12 protein-coding genes and 1 tRNA gene are annotated in these 13,151 nt (G+C 69.3%); 10 read left to right on the top strand and 3 right to left on the bottom strand.

Annotated features, from left to right (window positions below; translation table 11 throughout):
• The 4 genes from PCC79_RS02995 (at window position 1) to PCC79_RS03010 (ending at window position 1,428) form a co-directional block, all read left to right on the top strand.
• Window positions 1-73, top strand: a tRNA-Ala gene (locus tag PCC79_RS02995).
• A 522-nt stretch (window positions 74-595) separates the two neighbouring features.
• Window positions 596-829, top strand: a complete 234-nt coding sequence (locus PCC79_RS03000) for a type II toxin-antitoxin system VapB family antitoxin (protein ID WP_342373585.1) — start codon at window positions 596-598, stop codon at window positions 827-829.
• Window positions 826-1,206 carry a type II toxin-antitoxin system VapC family toxin gene (locus PCC79_RS03005; protein WP_342372954.1) on the top strand — a complete coding sequence of 127 codons (381 nt, stop codon included), beginning with the start codon at window positions 826-828 and terminating at the stop codon, window positions 1,204-1,206. The genes PCC79_RS03000 and PCC79_RS03005 overlap by 4 nt, the downstream gene beginning before the upstream one ends.
• Window positions 1,207-1,215: 9 nt before the next feature.
• Window positions 1,216-1,428, top strand: coding sequence for a hypothetical protein (locus tag PCC79_RS03010; RefSeq protein ID WP_342372955.1), 213 nt, complete (start codon window positions 1,216-1,218; stop codon window positions 1,426-1,428).
• A 55-nt stretch (window positions 1,429-1,483) separates the two neighbouring features.
• On the opposite strand, the gene PCC79_RS03015 is transcribed toward PCC79_RS03010, so the two are convergent.
• The gene (locus PCC79_RS03015; RefSeq protein WP_342372956.1) at window positions 1,484-2,476 is read right to left on the bottom strand and encodes a LacI family DNA-binding transcriptional regulator; all 993 of its coding nucleotides are present in this window, start codon (window positions 2,474-2,476) and stop codon (window positions 1,484-1,486) included.
• A 145-nt stretch (window positions 2,477-2,621) separates the two neighbouring features.
• Here PCC79_RS03015 and PCC79_RS03020 point away from each other — a divergent pair, with 145 nt between their 5' ends.
• The 3 genes from PCC79_RS03020 to PCC79_RS03030 all read left to right on the top strand — a co-directional run bounded on the left by PCC79_RS03020 (window position 2,622) and on the right by PCC79_RS03030 (window position 5,732).
• Complete coding sequence (locus PCC79_RS03020) at window positions 2,622-3,896, top strand: ABC transporter substrate-binding protein (RefSeq protein ID WP_232549545.1); 1,275 nt, start codon at window positions 2,622-2,624, stop codon at window positions 3,894-3,896.
• A gap of 97 nt (window positions 3,897-3,993) precedes the next feature.
• Window positions 3,994-4,875 carry a sugar ABC transporter permease gene (locus PCC79_RS03025; RefSeq protein WP_342372957.1) on the top strand — a complete coding sequence of 294 codons (882 nt, stop codon included), beginning with the start codon at window positions 3,994-3,996 and terminating at the stop codon, window positions 4,873-4,875.
• Window positions 4,872-5,732: a carbohydrate ABC transporter permease gene (locus PCC79_RS03030; RefSeq protein WP_342372958.1), complete on the top strand. Its 861-nt coding sequence runs from the start codon at window positions 4,872-4,874 to the stop codon at window positions 5,730-5,732. The genes PCC79_RS03025 and PCC79_RS03030 overlap by 4 nt, the downstream gene beginning before the upstream one ends.
• A gap of 67 nt (window positions 5,733-5,799) precedes the next feature.
• Here the strand turns inward: PCC79_RS03030 and PCC79_RS03035 are convergent, their stop codons facing one another.
• A complete protein-coding gene (locus PCC79_RS03035; protein ID WP_342372959.1) occupies window positions 5,800-6,855 on the bottom strand; it encodes a family 43 glycosylhydrolase in 1,056 nt (351 codons plus the stop codon).
• 134 nt (window positions 6,856-6,989) lie between these two features.
• The gene (locus PCC79_RS03040; RefSeq protein WP_342372960.1) at window positions 6,990-10,205 is read right to left on the bottom strand and encodes a discoidin domain-containing protein; all 3,216 of its coding nucleotides are present in this window, start codon (window positions 10,203-10,205) and stop codon (window positions 6,990-6,992) included.
• 193 nt (window positions 10,206-10,398) lie between these two features.
• Here PCC79_RS03040 and PCC79_RS03045 point away from each other — a divergent pair, with 193 nt between their 5' ends.
• From PCC79_RS03045 to PCC79_RS03055, 3 genes are all read left to right on the top strand, one after another.
• Complete coding sequence (locus PCC79_RS03045) at window positions 10,399-10,827, top strand: DUF1761 domain-containing protein (RefSeq protein ID WP_342372961.1); 429 nt, start codon at window positions 10,399-10,401, stop codon at window positions 10,825-10,827.
• Between the two features lie 112 nt (window positions 10,828-10,939).
• Window positions 10,940-11,332 carry a hypothetical protein gene (locus tag PCC79_RS03050; protein ID WP_342372962.1) on the top strand — a complete coding sequence of 131 codons (393 nt, stop codon included), beginning with the start codon at window positions 10,940-10,942 and terminating at the stop codon, window positions 11,330-11,332.
• A gap of 215 nt (window positions 11,333-11,547) precedes the next feature.
• Window positions 11,548-13,038, top strand: coding sequence for an ATP-binding cassette domain-containing protein (locus PCC79_RS03055; RefSeq protein WP_342372963.1), 1,491 nt, complete (start codon window positions 11,548-11,550; stop codon window positions 13,036-13,038).
• The last annotated feature ends 113 nt before the right edge of the window (window positions 13,039-13,151 follow it).

Raw genomic sequence — 13,151 nt, forward strand, 5'->3', positions numbered from 1 at the left:
GGGGCTATGGCGCAGTTGGTAGCGCGTCTCGTTCGCAATGAGAAGGTCAGGGGTTCGAATCCCCTTAGCTCCACGTAATCGGATACGTTCGAACCCTGCCCCGCCTGATCGCGGGGCAGGGTTTGCTCGTTGTGTGGGCTTCAATCGCTGGCGGGATCGTGGCGATGAACTGCTTGGGTGTGATGGTCACGGTGTCGGCGTCTTCGAAAGTGATGCCGTCGAACAGGGCCTGGTTGAGCATGCGCCGTTCGCCGGGTTCAGCTCTAACGGCTCATCACAGCCAGGGTGCAGTCGCTGTCTGAACCCGCCGGTCTCAAGCAGACAGTGCGTCATGCAGTTCGTGAGGATCCGGAAATGGCGGCGCCTACTTTGCTGGGCTGGGCCGCCGAGAGGATGGACCTCAACCGAGCGGAAGCCCAGCCCGACACGCGCACCGAAGCCTCAGCACAGGTGCTCAAGGCGCTTGAGTTCGTTCTGAAGGGCACCTGCGCGAGCACATCTCCTTCGAGGCGGGTCTCCGGCGCCTTTGGCTACCCGCCCCACCGGCGACGTGGCCAATTCTACCTAGAAGAGGTAGACTGATCCTGTGCCAACGATGAACATCAAGGACCCGGAGGTGCGTGAGATGGCGCTCCGTCTGGCTGCACGGCAGGGGACCACCGCGACTGGAGCTGTCCGGCGGGCGCTGGTGGAGGCTCTGGAGCGCGAGGACGCCCAACGTGCAGGAATGGCGGACCGCCTCATGGAGATTGGGCGCCGTTCTGCGGCGCGGAGTGAGGCGTTCCTCACCGATGCCGATCTGTACGACGAGGAGGGGAGGCCTCGATGATCGTCGATTCCTCCGCGCTCGTCGCCATCTTGAAGGCGGAACCCGAGGCGTCCTCGTTCGCTCGCGCGCTGGAGGAGTCGAGCCACACCTCCATCTCGGCCGGCACGCTGATCGAGACCGGCATCGTCGTCGGACGGACTCGTCAGGAGGACCTTGACGAGCTACTGCGGGCCGCAAGTGTCGAGGTGGTTGCGGTCGATGCGCGTCACGCGGCGGCGGCACGCGACGCCTGGTACCGCTACGGACGCGGCAGCGGCTCGGCGGCCCGGCTGAACTTCGGCGACTGCTTCGCCTACGCCGCCGCGAAACTCACCGGAGAGCCTCTGCTCTTCAAGGGGGATGATTTCATCCACACCGACGTGCCACGTGCAGTGTGATGTGGCGCCGTGCCGGCGAACCCGGTGCCGATGGCGGTGCCGGTGTTGGACGCGCCGACGCTCAGGGCCAAGCCCAGGGTGGCCTCCCGCCCGCACCAGCAGGCGGAAAGGTGGATCAGCACGCTGTCCGCGCTGAACCCGAGGAGACCCAACAGCATCGCCAGCGCCACGGCCACCCAAGCCGCCGGAGACCTGGGAAAGGTCACGCCCGACCGGGCGTGAGCGGTGGATGCCAACCGGGTCGGCCGATCGGACATCCGCCGAGCTGAAGGCCCGCTCAGGTGGAGGCGCGTGGTACGGCGTGCGCCTGATCGGGCAGCGGCGGCGGCTCCGCGGCCTCGCCTGCCGCGAGTTGGGCGACGTGGGCGGCGAACTGGGTGACGAAGGCGTCCACGTCGGACTCGACGGTGGACAGGGCCGGGCAGGTGAGCGGCCCGAACGGGTGGTTGTCGACACCGATGACCGCGATCCGCGCCGGGACGGGAATGCCGGAGTCAGCTGCAGCCGCGAGCACCGCGAACGCCACCTCGTCGTTGAACGCGCAGATGCCGTCCAGTTCCGGGTGCGCCTCGAGCTCGGCGCGGAGGGCCGCGCCAGCCGCAGCCCGATCGTCCGGCACCTCGAACCGGTGGGGGAGGGGGATTCCCGCTGCCGCCGCAGCGGCGTTGGCCGCGCGGTGCCGGATCGTCGCGGTCGCTCCGAGCTCCGGCCGGGCGGGTGCCGCGAAGGCGAGCCGCCGGCGTCCGCGGGCAACCAGGTGTTCGACCTGCGCGGACGCGGAGGCGGCGAGGAAGGCGTCCAGGTGGGGGAAGGCTGAGGCGACCGGAACGGAGAACTGCTCCGACAGTTCGCCGATCAGCGGATCGCCGTCAGGAACCGACGTCAGCACCACCGCCGGGGCGAGGTCGATCGCCGTCTCGAGCTCCTCGGCCCCCAGCTGCCAGACGAGGTGCAGGCCGTGGTGGCGCGTGGCCGCGCCGAGGCTGGTGATGATGCCCGCGGCCACGAAGTCCGAGGCGTGTTCGAGCCCGGGGGTGAGCATCAACACCACGCTGCTCCGGGCGCCGCGCAGCAGCCGGGCGGGCCCGTAGGGCCGGTAGCCGAGCCGGGCGCTGGCGTCCAGCACCTTCTGGCGGGTGACGTCGGGGATCGATTGACGGGAGTCGCGGTTGAGGACGTAACTCACCGTGGCGCGCGACACGCCGGCCTCCCGCGCGACGTCGGTGCTGGTCACGCGACGCCGTGCGGGGTCTGCCCCTGGGCTGGACATGGCGACACCGTAGCGCACGAGTGGACCGTGCCGGGGTTGATTTGTGACACGTGCCAGTTGCGTCATTGACACGTGCAAGTAGAACCTCTTACGATCCTCGTGTTCGAGACGACGGGTGTCTCGACAGGTTCATCAGGAGGCCATCATGCGGCTCAGAATCGCCGCCGCTGCCGCCGGCACAGCTCTCGCCCTCGTCTTCGCCGGTTGTGCGTCCGGCACCGGGACGACGACCACCACGCCATCGGCCGAAGAGCCCCTCGCGATCTCGTTCATGACGGGATCGGCCGAGGGTGCGGGCAGCAACCACACCATGCAAGCGCTCGTCGACTCCTACGGCAACGGAGCGACCCTCGAGATGGAGCAGCTCGACGCGTCGATGGATCAGCGCATCCAGTTGCTCGCGTCGCAGGATCAGCTGCCGACCTTCTTCCAGATCGGGACGCCCTCCCAGCTGATCGAGCTCCACGAGGCCGGCTTCGTCGCCGACCTGGAGCCGGTGCTGGAGGAGCTGGGGGTGCTCGACAACCTGACGCCGTTCTCGGTCTCGGTGATCAAGGGGCTGTACGGCGGCAAGCTGCTCGGCCTGCCCCTGGAGGTCGGCGCCGAGGGGTTCTGGTACAACACGGAGCTGTTCGCCGAGCACGGCATCGAGCCCCCCGAGACGTTCGCCGACCTCGAGGCGGCGGCCGCCACGCTGCAGGCCGCGGGCGTCCAGCCCTTCGCGACGGCCGGCAACGCCGGGTGGCCGGTGACCCGCCTCATCGCGGGCTACCTGCACCGCGACCTCGGCCCGGACGCCCTGCGTGCGGTCGCCGACGGCGAGGCCTCGTTCACCGACCCGGAGTACGTGGCGGCCGCCCAGGTCGTCCGCAACTGGGCCGACGCCGGCTACTTCGGCCCGGCGCCGGGCGCCCTGGAGTACGGCCCGGCGCAGGACATGTTCCTGCAGGGTGAGGCGGCGATCTACTACAACGGCACGTGGGTGCTGTCGGACTTCACGAACCCCGAGGTCAACCAGATCGGCGAGGAGAACATCGGCTGGTTCCCGATCCCGGCGGTCGAGGGCGGCGCCGGTGAAGTCACCCAGACCCCGGCCAACGTGGGCCTGCCGATGGCGGTCAACGCCAAGACGCTCACCCCCGAGGTGAAGGAGTTCCTGAAGTACCTCGTTGAGAACTACGGCACGGTCGCGATGGAGGATCTGGACATCATCACCGGGTTCCAGACCGACGCGGTCTCCGATTCGCCCCTCGTGGCCGAGTCGGCGGAGACCATCTCGGGGCTCACCGAGTTCGTGCCGTGGTTCGAGGCGCTGCAGTCGCCCGAGGGCACGGCCGCCTCGCAGGAGGGTGGTACCGCGCTGGTGTCGGGCGGTCTGACCGCCGAGCAGTTCATGGAGCAGGTGCAGGCGGCCCAGTAGGGCCAGACGGCGGGCACGTCGTGGGGCCGGGGGAGCACCCCGGGCCCACGGCGGCCCGCCGTTCGCACCGGGCACACACCGCAGCCAAGGAGGTGGCATGGAGAAGGTTCTCGGCGATCGGCGCGCCATCTGGTTCTTCGTCGCGCCGGCGCTCGCGCTCTACACGGTGATCATGGTGGTGCCGATCCTCTGGTCGATCGGCTACACCTTCTTCGGCGGCAACCCGATCCGCGGGTTCTCGTGGGTGGGGTTCGAGAACTACACGACCGTGGCGTCCGACCCGCTGTTCTGGCAGGCCACCTGGTTCAGCGTGCAGTACGCGCTCGTCGCCACGGTGCTCCAGGTAGGTGCCGGCTTCGCGCTGGCGCTGCTGTACGTCTTCGTGCTGCGCCGGTCCTCGGCGCTGATCCGCACGCTGGTGTTCTTCCCGATGGTGCTGCCCACCGCAGCCGTCGCGCAGTTGTTCGTCAAACTGTTCGAGATCGTGCCGCAACCCGGGCCGGTCAACCTCGCGATGGACGCCTTCGGCTTCGACATGATGCACTGGCTGGGCCAACCCGGCCCCGCCTTCTGGATCATCGTCATCATGGACGTCTGGCGCTCCATGGGTTTCTACGCCGTGCTGCTGTACGCCGGCCTCGTCGCCATCCCCGACGACGTGATCGAGGCGGCTCGGCTGGACGGCGCCCACCGCCTGTCGCTCGTCCGGTACATCGTGCTCCCGGCCGTCCTGCCGGTCGTCATCTCCAGCCTGATCTTCAGCATCAACGGCACGATCAAGGTGTTCGACTCCGTGTACGCCCTCACCGGCGGCGGCCCCAACGGGGCGACCACCCCGCTCACCCTGCTGATGTTCCGCACCTCCTTCGCCTACGGCGAGTACGGCGAGGGCAGCACGATCGCCATGGCACTCACGCTGTTCTGCCTGGCGATCACCGTGGCAATCTTCCGCGGCGCACGACGGGACCTCACCTCATGACCGCGCTGACCTCGACGCACGGACGCCCCCGCGTGACGGTGGGGCGCCTGCTCGGCCTGGCCGGGCTCACGCTGCTCATCGCCATCGAGGTCGTCCCCCTCGTCTGGCTGTTCCTCTCCTCGGTCAAGGCGCCCACGGAGTTCTCCGGTAACCCCATGTGGGCGCTGCCGGAGGGTCTGTACTGGCAGAACTACGCCGACGCCTGGACGCGGGGCAACATGGCGCGCTACATCACCAACAGCGCCGTGGCCACGTTCCCGTCGATCGTCTTGTTGCTCCTGCTCGGCGTGATGGCCGGCTTCGGCCTGGAGGTCATGCGCTGGCGCGGACGCGACGGGGTGTTGCTGCTCTTCCTCGCCGGCCTCATGGTGCCGCTGCAGATGATCCTGCTCCCGCTGTTCGCGATCTACGTGCGCAGCGGCATCCTGAACACCCCGCTCGCCCTCATCGTGACCTACACCGCCACGGGCCTGCCCATGACGGTCTTCATCATGGCCGGCTACTACCGGTCGCTGCCGAGGGAGATCATCGAGGCCGCCGTGATCGAGGGGGCGAGCATCTACCGGGTGTTCTGGAGCATCTCCCTGCCCATGTTGCGCAATGCCATCTTGACCATCGCGGTCGTGCAGTTCCTGTTCTTCTGGAATGACCTGCTGTTCGCGATCACCTTCACGACCACCAATGACTCCCGCACGATCCAGGCCGGCCTGCTCAACTTTGTGGGCACCTATGGGCAGACCGAATGGGGGCCGACGTTCGCGTCCATCTGCATCTCGGTGGTCCCCACATTGCTCATCTTCCTGCTGCTCAACCAGCAGGTGATGAAGGGCCTCACCGACGGGGCGCTCAAGGGCTGAGAAAGGACGCGGCGCCCCCGATTCGACATCGGGGGCGCCGCGTTGTTTCTGGGTGCAGACCGACAGCTCAGTCGTAATCCTCGATGCGCCATTCGTCGCGCCAGTCGATGAACACCTGGTCATCCTCGAAGGTGAGGGGCAGCCACACGTAGTCGGCCTGGGCGGTGTCGATGGCCGCGAGCTCCGCCATGGGCGTCGCGTCGCCGCCCTCGGGGCGTCCGAAGTGCTCCTCGAAGGCGGCCAGCGCCGCGCTGCTGTCGTCGAGGTAGTGCGGCAGCCAGCGGTCGCCCAACGCGATGTACAGGTCCTTCTTGCCCGGATGCTTGAAGACCGATGAGATCTGGGCGTGGTAGGACGTGCGGGAGGCGTCGCCCCGGTGGGGGTCGCCGAGCACGGTGAAGGGGCCGTGGTAGGTGGGCGCGACGGCCACCTCCGACGGGTTGGGGTAGTAGCCCGTCGTGCCCGAGGTGAGCAGGTAGTGCAGGCCGTTGCGGGTGAAGTAGGACGGCGCCTCCCGCACGAACGGGGGCTGCAGGCGGGGGAAGTGGGTCGAGTAGTACCCCGTCACATCGGTGTAGTCGTCGGTCAGGTCGGCGCAGATCAGCTCCGAGTGCACGCGCCCGAAGTAGTAGTAGCCCTTGCCGTCGGCGGGGTGCGTCACGAGGTCGAAGTCGCCGGCGTTCATGCCGAGCGGCTTCAGCCAACTGCGCACCATCGTGTAGGGCCCCGTGATGGCGTCGGCCACCAGCACCGTCGAGCGCTGCGTGGGCTCCCCGGGTGTCATCACCTTCACCCAGCACACGAACTTCCGGGTGGTGGCGTTGTAGAGGATGTGGGGGCGGTCCAGGTACTGCTCCGGATGCAGCGGGGAGGTGGGGTCGTCCTCGTCCGGGGGAATGATCGTGCCGAGATCCTCCCAGTTGTACAAATCGGTGGAACGGTAGCACCGGACGCCCCAGTGCCAGATGCTGCCCCCCGGTGTCGTCTTCTCCTTGTTCTCCCCGTACCAGTAGTACACCCCGTCGACGGTGATGATGGATCCACCATGGGTGTGAATGCGTTCTCCCTTGGTGTCCAACCACACCTGCCCCGGAGTGATTGATTGCCTTTGTTCCTGCACCATCCCGTTCTCTCCTCTGATTCGCTGGCCGCAGCTGCCGATCAGTCTACTGGCACGTGTCACCAACAGGCCAGAGGTGAGCCTGTAAAAGGCGGCCCGTGTCGAAAGAAAATGTGCCGGGCCCGGGCCGCTCCCGTTCAGGCGAGGACGTGCACCTCGCCGACGCTCCACCACGCGGTGTCGCTCGAACCGGTCTGCCGCACTTGGACGTAGCGCACCTGCTGGGGGTCGAACTCGGCCAGCAGCACCGGCCCGTACCCCTGGCCGGTCGCCACCTTGGCCCACCCGTCGCCGTTCGACACATAGATCTCGTAGCCGCGCGCGTGGTCCCGTCCGGCCTCCATCGGGCCGGAGGTGATGACCTGCACGGCGCGGGCCGTGCGGGTGGCGCCCAGGTCGATCTGGAACCACTCGCCACCCGCAGTGGCAGCCCCGGACGCCCAGCGGGTCGTGAGCCGGTCGTCGATCCCGTTTGCCGGGTCGCCGTCGCCGACCGGTTGGGTGGTGGCCGTCCACCCGTGCTGCGGCATTCGCGTCAGGCGGGATGTCGTCTCCCGCGGTCCGAAGACGTCCACCTCGGCGATCGACCAGAAGTTGGACGCGGCCGGCAGCGTCTGGACGGCCCGGATGAAGCGTGCTTCGGACACAGGGAACAGCACGAGGTTGGCGGCGGCCAGGCCCTCGACGTCGGCGACCGTGCGCCACCGGACGCCGTCGTGCGACAACTGCACCTTGGTGGCCCGGCCCCGGTCGCCGGCGTATGGGCCGCTGTCGAGCCGTAGCCCGTTCACCCATCGGTTCGCCCCCAGATCCACCTGGAACCAGTGGCCGTCAGCCTGGGCGACCCCGCTCGTCCATCGGGTGGCCGGATCGCCGTCGAGCGCCGCGTTCGGGCTCGTGGCGTCGCCGCTGTGGGACGCCGCGGCCGTCCACCCCTGGCGCGTCAGCGGTGGCTCGGCGAGGCGGAGCAGCCGGAACTCGTGGATGGTCCACGGGTTGGCCTCCCACGCCACCTGCAGCGTGATGCGGAGGTGGCGCGCCGTCCGCGTCCCGAGCCAGACGTGGGAGTCGCCCGTCTGCCCGTTGCCGCGCGCGACGACATCGCTCCACGTGGTGCCGTCGTCGGAGGTCTGGACGATGTAGGCCCGTGCGAAGTCTCCGCTGTCGACGTCGGAGTCCAGGTGGATGGCGTTGAACGTGCGCGGTCGGCCGAGGTCGACCTGGAACCACTGGCCGGGTTCCTGCGGCACGCCCGTGGTCCACGCGGTGGACGTCGAGCCGTCGAGGGCCTGGGCCGGCGCGTGGCCGGCCGCCGTGTGCGAGGCCGACGCGGTGGTGGTGAGGCCACCGGCGAGCGGGAGGACGCCGCGTCCGGCGTTGAACACCGACACCTCGCCGATGGACCACCACCGGGGGGCACTCGCCGTGAGGCTGATGCGCACGTGGCGCGCCGACTGCGGTGGAAGGGTGATGGTGGTCAGCGCCGGCGTGCCGGCGCCCCGGGCGACGACTGGCCCCCAGGTCGTCCCATCCACCGACGTCTGCACCGCGTACCCAGCAGGGAAGTGGGAGGGGTACTCCATCTGGTTCAGCGTCACCTGGTCGAAGGTCCGGACCGCGCCGAGGTCGACGACGAACGACTGGCCGGGCGCCTGGTCGACCCCGGACATCCAGCGGGTGGCCGACTGGCCGTCGATCGCCTGCCGCGCGGTGTAGGCGTCATGGGTGTGGGACGCCGTGGCGGCCCACCCCGTCCGGGGCACGGCGTCACCCACCGTGGGGGAGAAGACGTAGGTGGCGATCGTGTCGCCGGGGAGGGTGTCGGTGAAGGCGCCATTAGGCGTGGCGACCCGCACGGTGGCCGGCGGCGTGTTCTCCACGGTGGTGATGTAGCGGGTGTCGGGGCGGTTCACGACGATCACCACCACCGTGCCGTCGGGGTTGCGAAAGGCCACGTTGGTGAAATTCCCGATGCGACCCGGGCTGTCGATCCGCTGGGCCCCGAGCTGCAGGTACCGCGAGAACGCCCCGTGGATGTAGTAATACGTGTTCAGCTCGAAGTTGCTCGGGTCGCCCGGCTTGGGCCAGATGACCGGGGGCGTGTCGGCGTCCGGGTCGGACCGGTTGACGGGCATGTCCTGCCACCAGCCCGGCCCGGCGTTGTACAACACCCCGTCCCGCATCGAGAACTCGAACATCATGCCCCAGCCGTTGTAGGAGCTCAGCCCGGCCCGGAGGTACTCGATCAGCTTGTTCGCGCCCTGGGTGATCTCGGTCAGGTGGCCCGATTCGGTGGGCCACTGCGCGTGGACGGCCTCGGCCGTCCACAAGGGTTGGCCGTCGTAGTTGTGGTAGCCGACGCCGTCCACGTCGTCACGCCCCTCTGGGGTCGTGAGCAGCTCGTCGACGACGCCGAAGGCGGTGTGCTGGTTGTCGTCGATGCCCCAGATCTGCGTCGTGATGCCTGCCGCCCGGAAGGCGTCCTTGAGGACGGCGGCGAATTCGGACCCCTGCTCGGGCGTCCAGCAGTTCGTGGGATAGGTGCGCGCGATGTCCGGCTCGTTCTGCAGGGACACGACCGAGATGGGGATGCCGAGGGCGCGGAAGGCCTCGATGTACTTGACGTAGTACTGGGCGAGCGCGGGGTAGTAGTCGACGCCGGAACCCGTGGCGGCGCCGTGGTGCACGGTGTGCCAGTTGGCCGGCATCGCGTGGCAGTGGGCGTTGTCGGGGGCCACGATGCTGTTGCTGGTCTTCATCCAGGCCGGCGGTGACCACATCGAGGCGAACAGGCGCACCTCCGGGTTGATGCGCAGGATGTCCTGGATCACCGCGATCTTGCCGTCGTCGATGTCGCGTTGGATCGAGAAGCTGGCGAGGGTGGGGTCCGGGACGCCGCCGTTGTCGGCGTACGTCCAGAACCCGGTGGTCTTGGCGGTGCGGCAGAAGTCGGCGCACCCGATCGTGGTGCGCATCAGATTGAAGTTGTTGCCGTTCGCCTCCGAGAACAGGGCCTGGAGCGCCGCCTCCCGGTTGGCCGGGCTCAGCCGCATCAGGTGGTAGATCGTCGTGTCCTCCAAGGTGGAGCCGAAGCCCTCCCACGACTGGTGGGTGATCGACGGGTCGACGATGAGCGTGGTCGTGGTGGCGTCCGTCACTGGGCCGAGCGTCTTGTCGGGCTGCGGGCTGAGCCGGTACGGGCCCTCGTCCTCGTTGTACGAGGTGTAGGTGACCGCGACCCTGCCGCCCGCGGCGGTGCTGGCGTCGGCGTCCGGCACGGGGTGGACGCAGCCCAGCACGGTGCCGAGGAGCGCACCGAGGGTGACCAGGGAGGCAACAGGCTTGAACTTCACGACGCTCCTTTGCGCGGGCTCGGTGATGAATGACCGCCACCGTGGGTGGCACGTGTCAGTGCTGAGTGTGGAGGGCAGGCGTGGCGCGCGTCAAGGGTGCTGCTGGTCGGGGTCGTCCGGGGTCTGTCGAGGCCGAAGGTCTCGTGGCCGGGCTCGACGGCCTCGTGGTGCTCCTCGGCCCTATGATGCGCCGGTGAACATTCCCGAGATCAACTACTGGGCCGTCCTCGCCGCGGTGATCGCGTCGATGGTGGTGGGCTTCGTCTTCTACCACCCCAAGGTCATGGGCAACCGTTGGATGGCGGCGGTGGGCCACACCGACGCATCGGTGAGCGCCGGACCCAAGCCGTGGGTGTACCCCTCGATCATGGTGGCCAGCTTCGTCACCGCGTGGGTGCTGGCCGGCGCGGCTTGGCTGGCCCAAGAGTTCTACGGCGGCTCGTTTCTCGTGAACGCCCTCGTCACGGCTCTGATTCTGTGGGTGGGGCTCACCGCCTCGCGCTTCTTCGTGCACGACGTGTTCGAGCCCCGTGGCCTCCGAGTGACGCCCTACACGCTGCTCAACGAGTTCGTGACGATCATGGCGATGGCCTTGGCCATCGGGTTGCTGCCACCGGGCTGAGCCCTCCGGGGCGGCGTCGAGGTGCCCGGCCCGCCTGAGCGCCGGGAACGACGACCACGTCCGGCCGCACCTGGAGGCACCACGGTGGGCACCCTGGTGATTCACTGGGCGTGTGGAGATCATCGAGGTCGACGAGCGGGACAGCTCGTGGGAGAACGACTGCCCGCGCTTCCGGGTCTACCTGCATGGCAGCGGTCCGGACGCCACCCACGGCTGGACCTCCACCCACGACCTCACCGACTGCGACCTGCTGCAGGCCCTCGACTGGGCGCAGCGCGAGGCGAACGGGCAGCTCACCTATGCCATCGCGTTGGTCGTGGACGACGGCGAGCTCGCCCGGCACGACCCGGAGCATGGCCGAGGTCTGGTCTGGCTGATCGGTCGTGATGGCAACGACGACCCGGGCGACGCTGACACGCGCGACCTTCGCCTGGCGGACGCCCAGCGGCGCATGCTCGCGCGGCGGCGCGACCCGGTGGGCGTCCCCGTGGCCGATCGGTGCTGAGCGCGGGCGCACCACGACCGTGACGCCCGAGGCGGCGTCCCGACCGCCCGGGATTGCTCTGGCACCGACGACGCTGCCAGACTGGCGGGGTCGCATCCCCGAGGTGAGGATCTCCTGTGACCGATCGCAGCAGCCGCTGACCCCGCGCTGACCCTGAGCGTCGCCTGCTGCCCGCGGGCCCGCGTCAGCGCCCCTGCTGACGATCGGAGACCCGCATGCCTCACCCCATCACCTTTCATCACGTCCGGCTGGTCTGGCCGGACAGCACCGTCCAATTCAACGATCTCACCACGAGCTTCTCCGACGGCCGCACCGGCATCGTCGGCGACAACGGTTCCGGCAAGACCACGCTCGCGCGCCTGGTGACGGGTGACCTCACCCCGACGTCGGGCACCGTCGACGTCGTCGGCGACGTCGCCCACCTGCCGCAGACCGTCACCACCACCCCGGGTGCGACGCTGGCGGACCTGCTCGGCGTCCGCGCCACGCTCGACGCGTTGGCCGCCATCGAGGGCGGTTCGGTCGACATGGCGCACTACGACACGGTCGGCTCCGACTGGGACCTGCCCGAACGCACCCACGCCGAGCTGGACGCCGTGGGCCTCGCCATCGAGCTCGACCGACCCGTGGCCGCGATGTCAGGAGGGGAAGTGGTGCTTGCCGCCCTCGTCGGCCTGCGGCTCGCGCGGACGCCCGTCGTGGTGCTCGACGAACCCACCAACAACCTCGACCGCCCCACCCGCCGAGCCTTGTACGACCTGGTGGGACGCTGGTCGGGCACCCTGCTCGTCATCTCCCACGACGCCGAGCTGCTCAACCACATGGACGCCATCGCTGAGGTCCGCGACGGGGCCGTCACCGTGTACGGCGGCACGTTCGACGAGTACACCGAGCAGGTGGCCACCGAGCAGGCTGCGGCGCAGCGCGCCGTCCAGACCGCGCAGGGCGCGCTGCGCGTCGAGCGGCGTCAGGTGGCGCTGGCCGAGCAGCGCATCGCCCGCAACGAGCGCATCGGCCGATCCCGCCGGGCCGAGGGTCAGGGCAAGGCCGCGGCCGACTTCTACCGCAACCGCGCGGAGAAGAAGTCCGGACGCCTGCGCGCCGAGGCGTCCGAGAAGGTGGAGGCCGCCCGGGCCGCCGTGGACGCCGCGGAGGACCGGTTGCGCGACGACGAGGGCGTCCGCATCGACCTGCCCGACCCGGGGGTCGGGGCGGGCCGGCGGCTGGCCGAATTCATCGTGGGGGACGTGGTGCACGCGATGGTGGGCCCCGAACGGGTCGCGCTCGTGGGCCGCAACGGGGCCGGAAAGACGCTACTGCTCGAGAGTCTGCTCGGTCGACGGGCGCCGTCCGGGCCGGTGGTGCCGCGGCTGCTGACCGACCGCGTCGGCTACCTGCCCCAGCGTCTGGCCGCGGCCGCCGGCACGACCGCCCTGGAACGGGTGGCGGCCTTGGCGCCTACCGTGCCCGCGGGAGAGTTGCGCAACCGGTTGGCGCGGTTCCGGCTGCGGCGCGATGACGTGTTCCGGCCGCTGAACACCCTGTCTGGTGGCGAGCGGTTCCGCGTCGAGCTGGCCGCCCTGCTGCTTGCCGAGCCCCCGGCGCAGCTGCTGGTGCTCGACGAGCCAACCAACAATCTCGACCGCCGTACCGTCGACGTGCTGGTCGAGGCGCTGGCGTCCTATCGCGGGGGCTTTTGGTGGTGAGCCACGACGACGATTTCCTCACCCGGCTGGGGGTCACACGTCACCTGGAGCTCGGCGACGGGGCCCTCAAGGACGTCGGCGTCGACCCGCCGGCCGGAGGTGAGGCCTGACTT

Source organism: Propioniciclava soli, from assembly GCF_038502305.1.
In the GTDB taxonomy this organism is placed as follows: Bacteria; Actinomycetota; Actinomycetes; order Propionibacteriales; family Propionibacteriaceae; genus Propioniciclava; species Propioniciclava soli.

Bases quoted from the DNA above. Each gene is read 5' to 3' on its own strand.
- PCC79_RS03000 (WP_342373585.1), top strand. From the start codon at position 596: ATGAACATCAAGGACCCGGAGGTGCGTGAGATGGCGCTCCGTCTGGCT.
- PCC79_RS03005 (WP_342372954.1), top strand. From the start codon at position 826: ATGATCGTCGATTCCTCCGCGCTCGTCGCCATCTTGAAGGCGGAACCC.
- PCC79_RS03015 (WP_342372956.1), bottom strand. From the start codon at position 2,476: ATGTCCAGCCCAGGGGCAGACCCCGCACGGCGTCGCGTGACCAGCACC.
- PCC79_RS03020 (WP_232549545.1), top strand. From the start codon at position 2,622: ATGCGGCTCAGAATCGCCGCCGCTGCCGCCGGCACAGCTCTCGCCCTC.
- PCC79_RS03025 (WP_342372957.1), top strand. From the start codon at position 3,994: ATGGAGAAGGTTCTCGGCGATCGGCGCGCCATCTGGTTCTTCGTCGCG.
- PCC79_RS03030 (WP_342372958.1), top strand. From the start codon at position 4,872: ATGACCGCGCTGACCTCGACGCACGGACGCCCCCGCGTGACGGTGGGG.
- PCC79_RS03035 (WP_342372959.1), bottom strand. From the start codon at position 6,855: ATGGTGCAGGAACAAAGGCAATCAATCACTCCGGGGCAGGTGTGGTTG.
- PCC79_RS03055 (WP_342372963.1), top strand. From the start codon at position 11,548: ATGCCTCACCCCATCACCTTTCATCACGTCCGGCTGGTCTGGCCGGAC.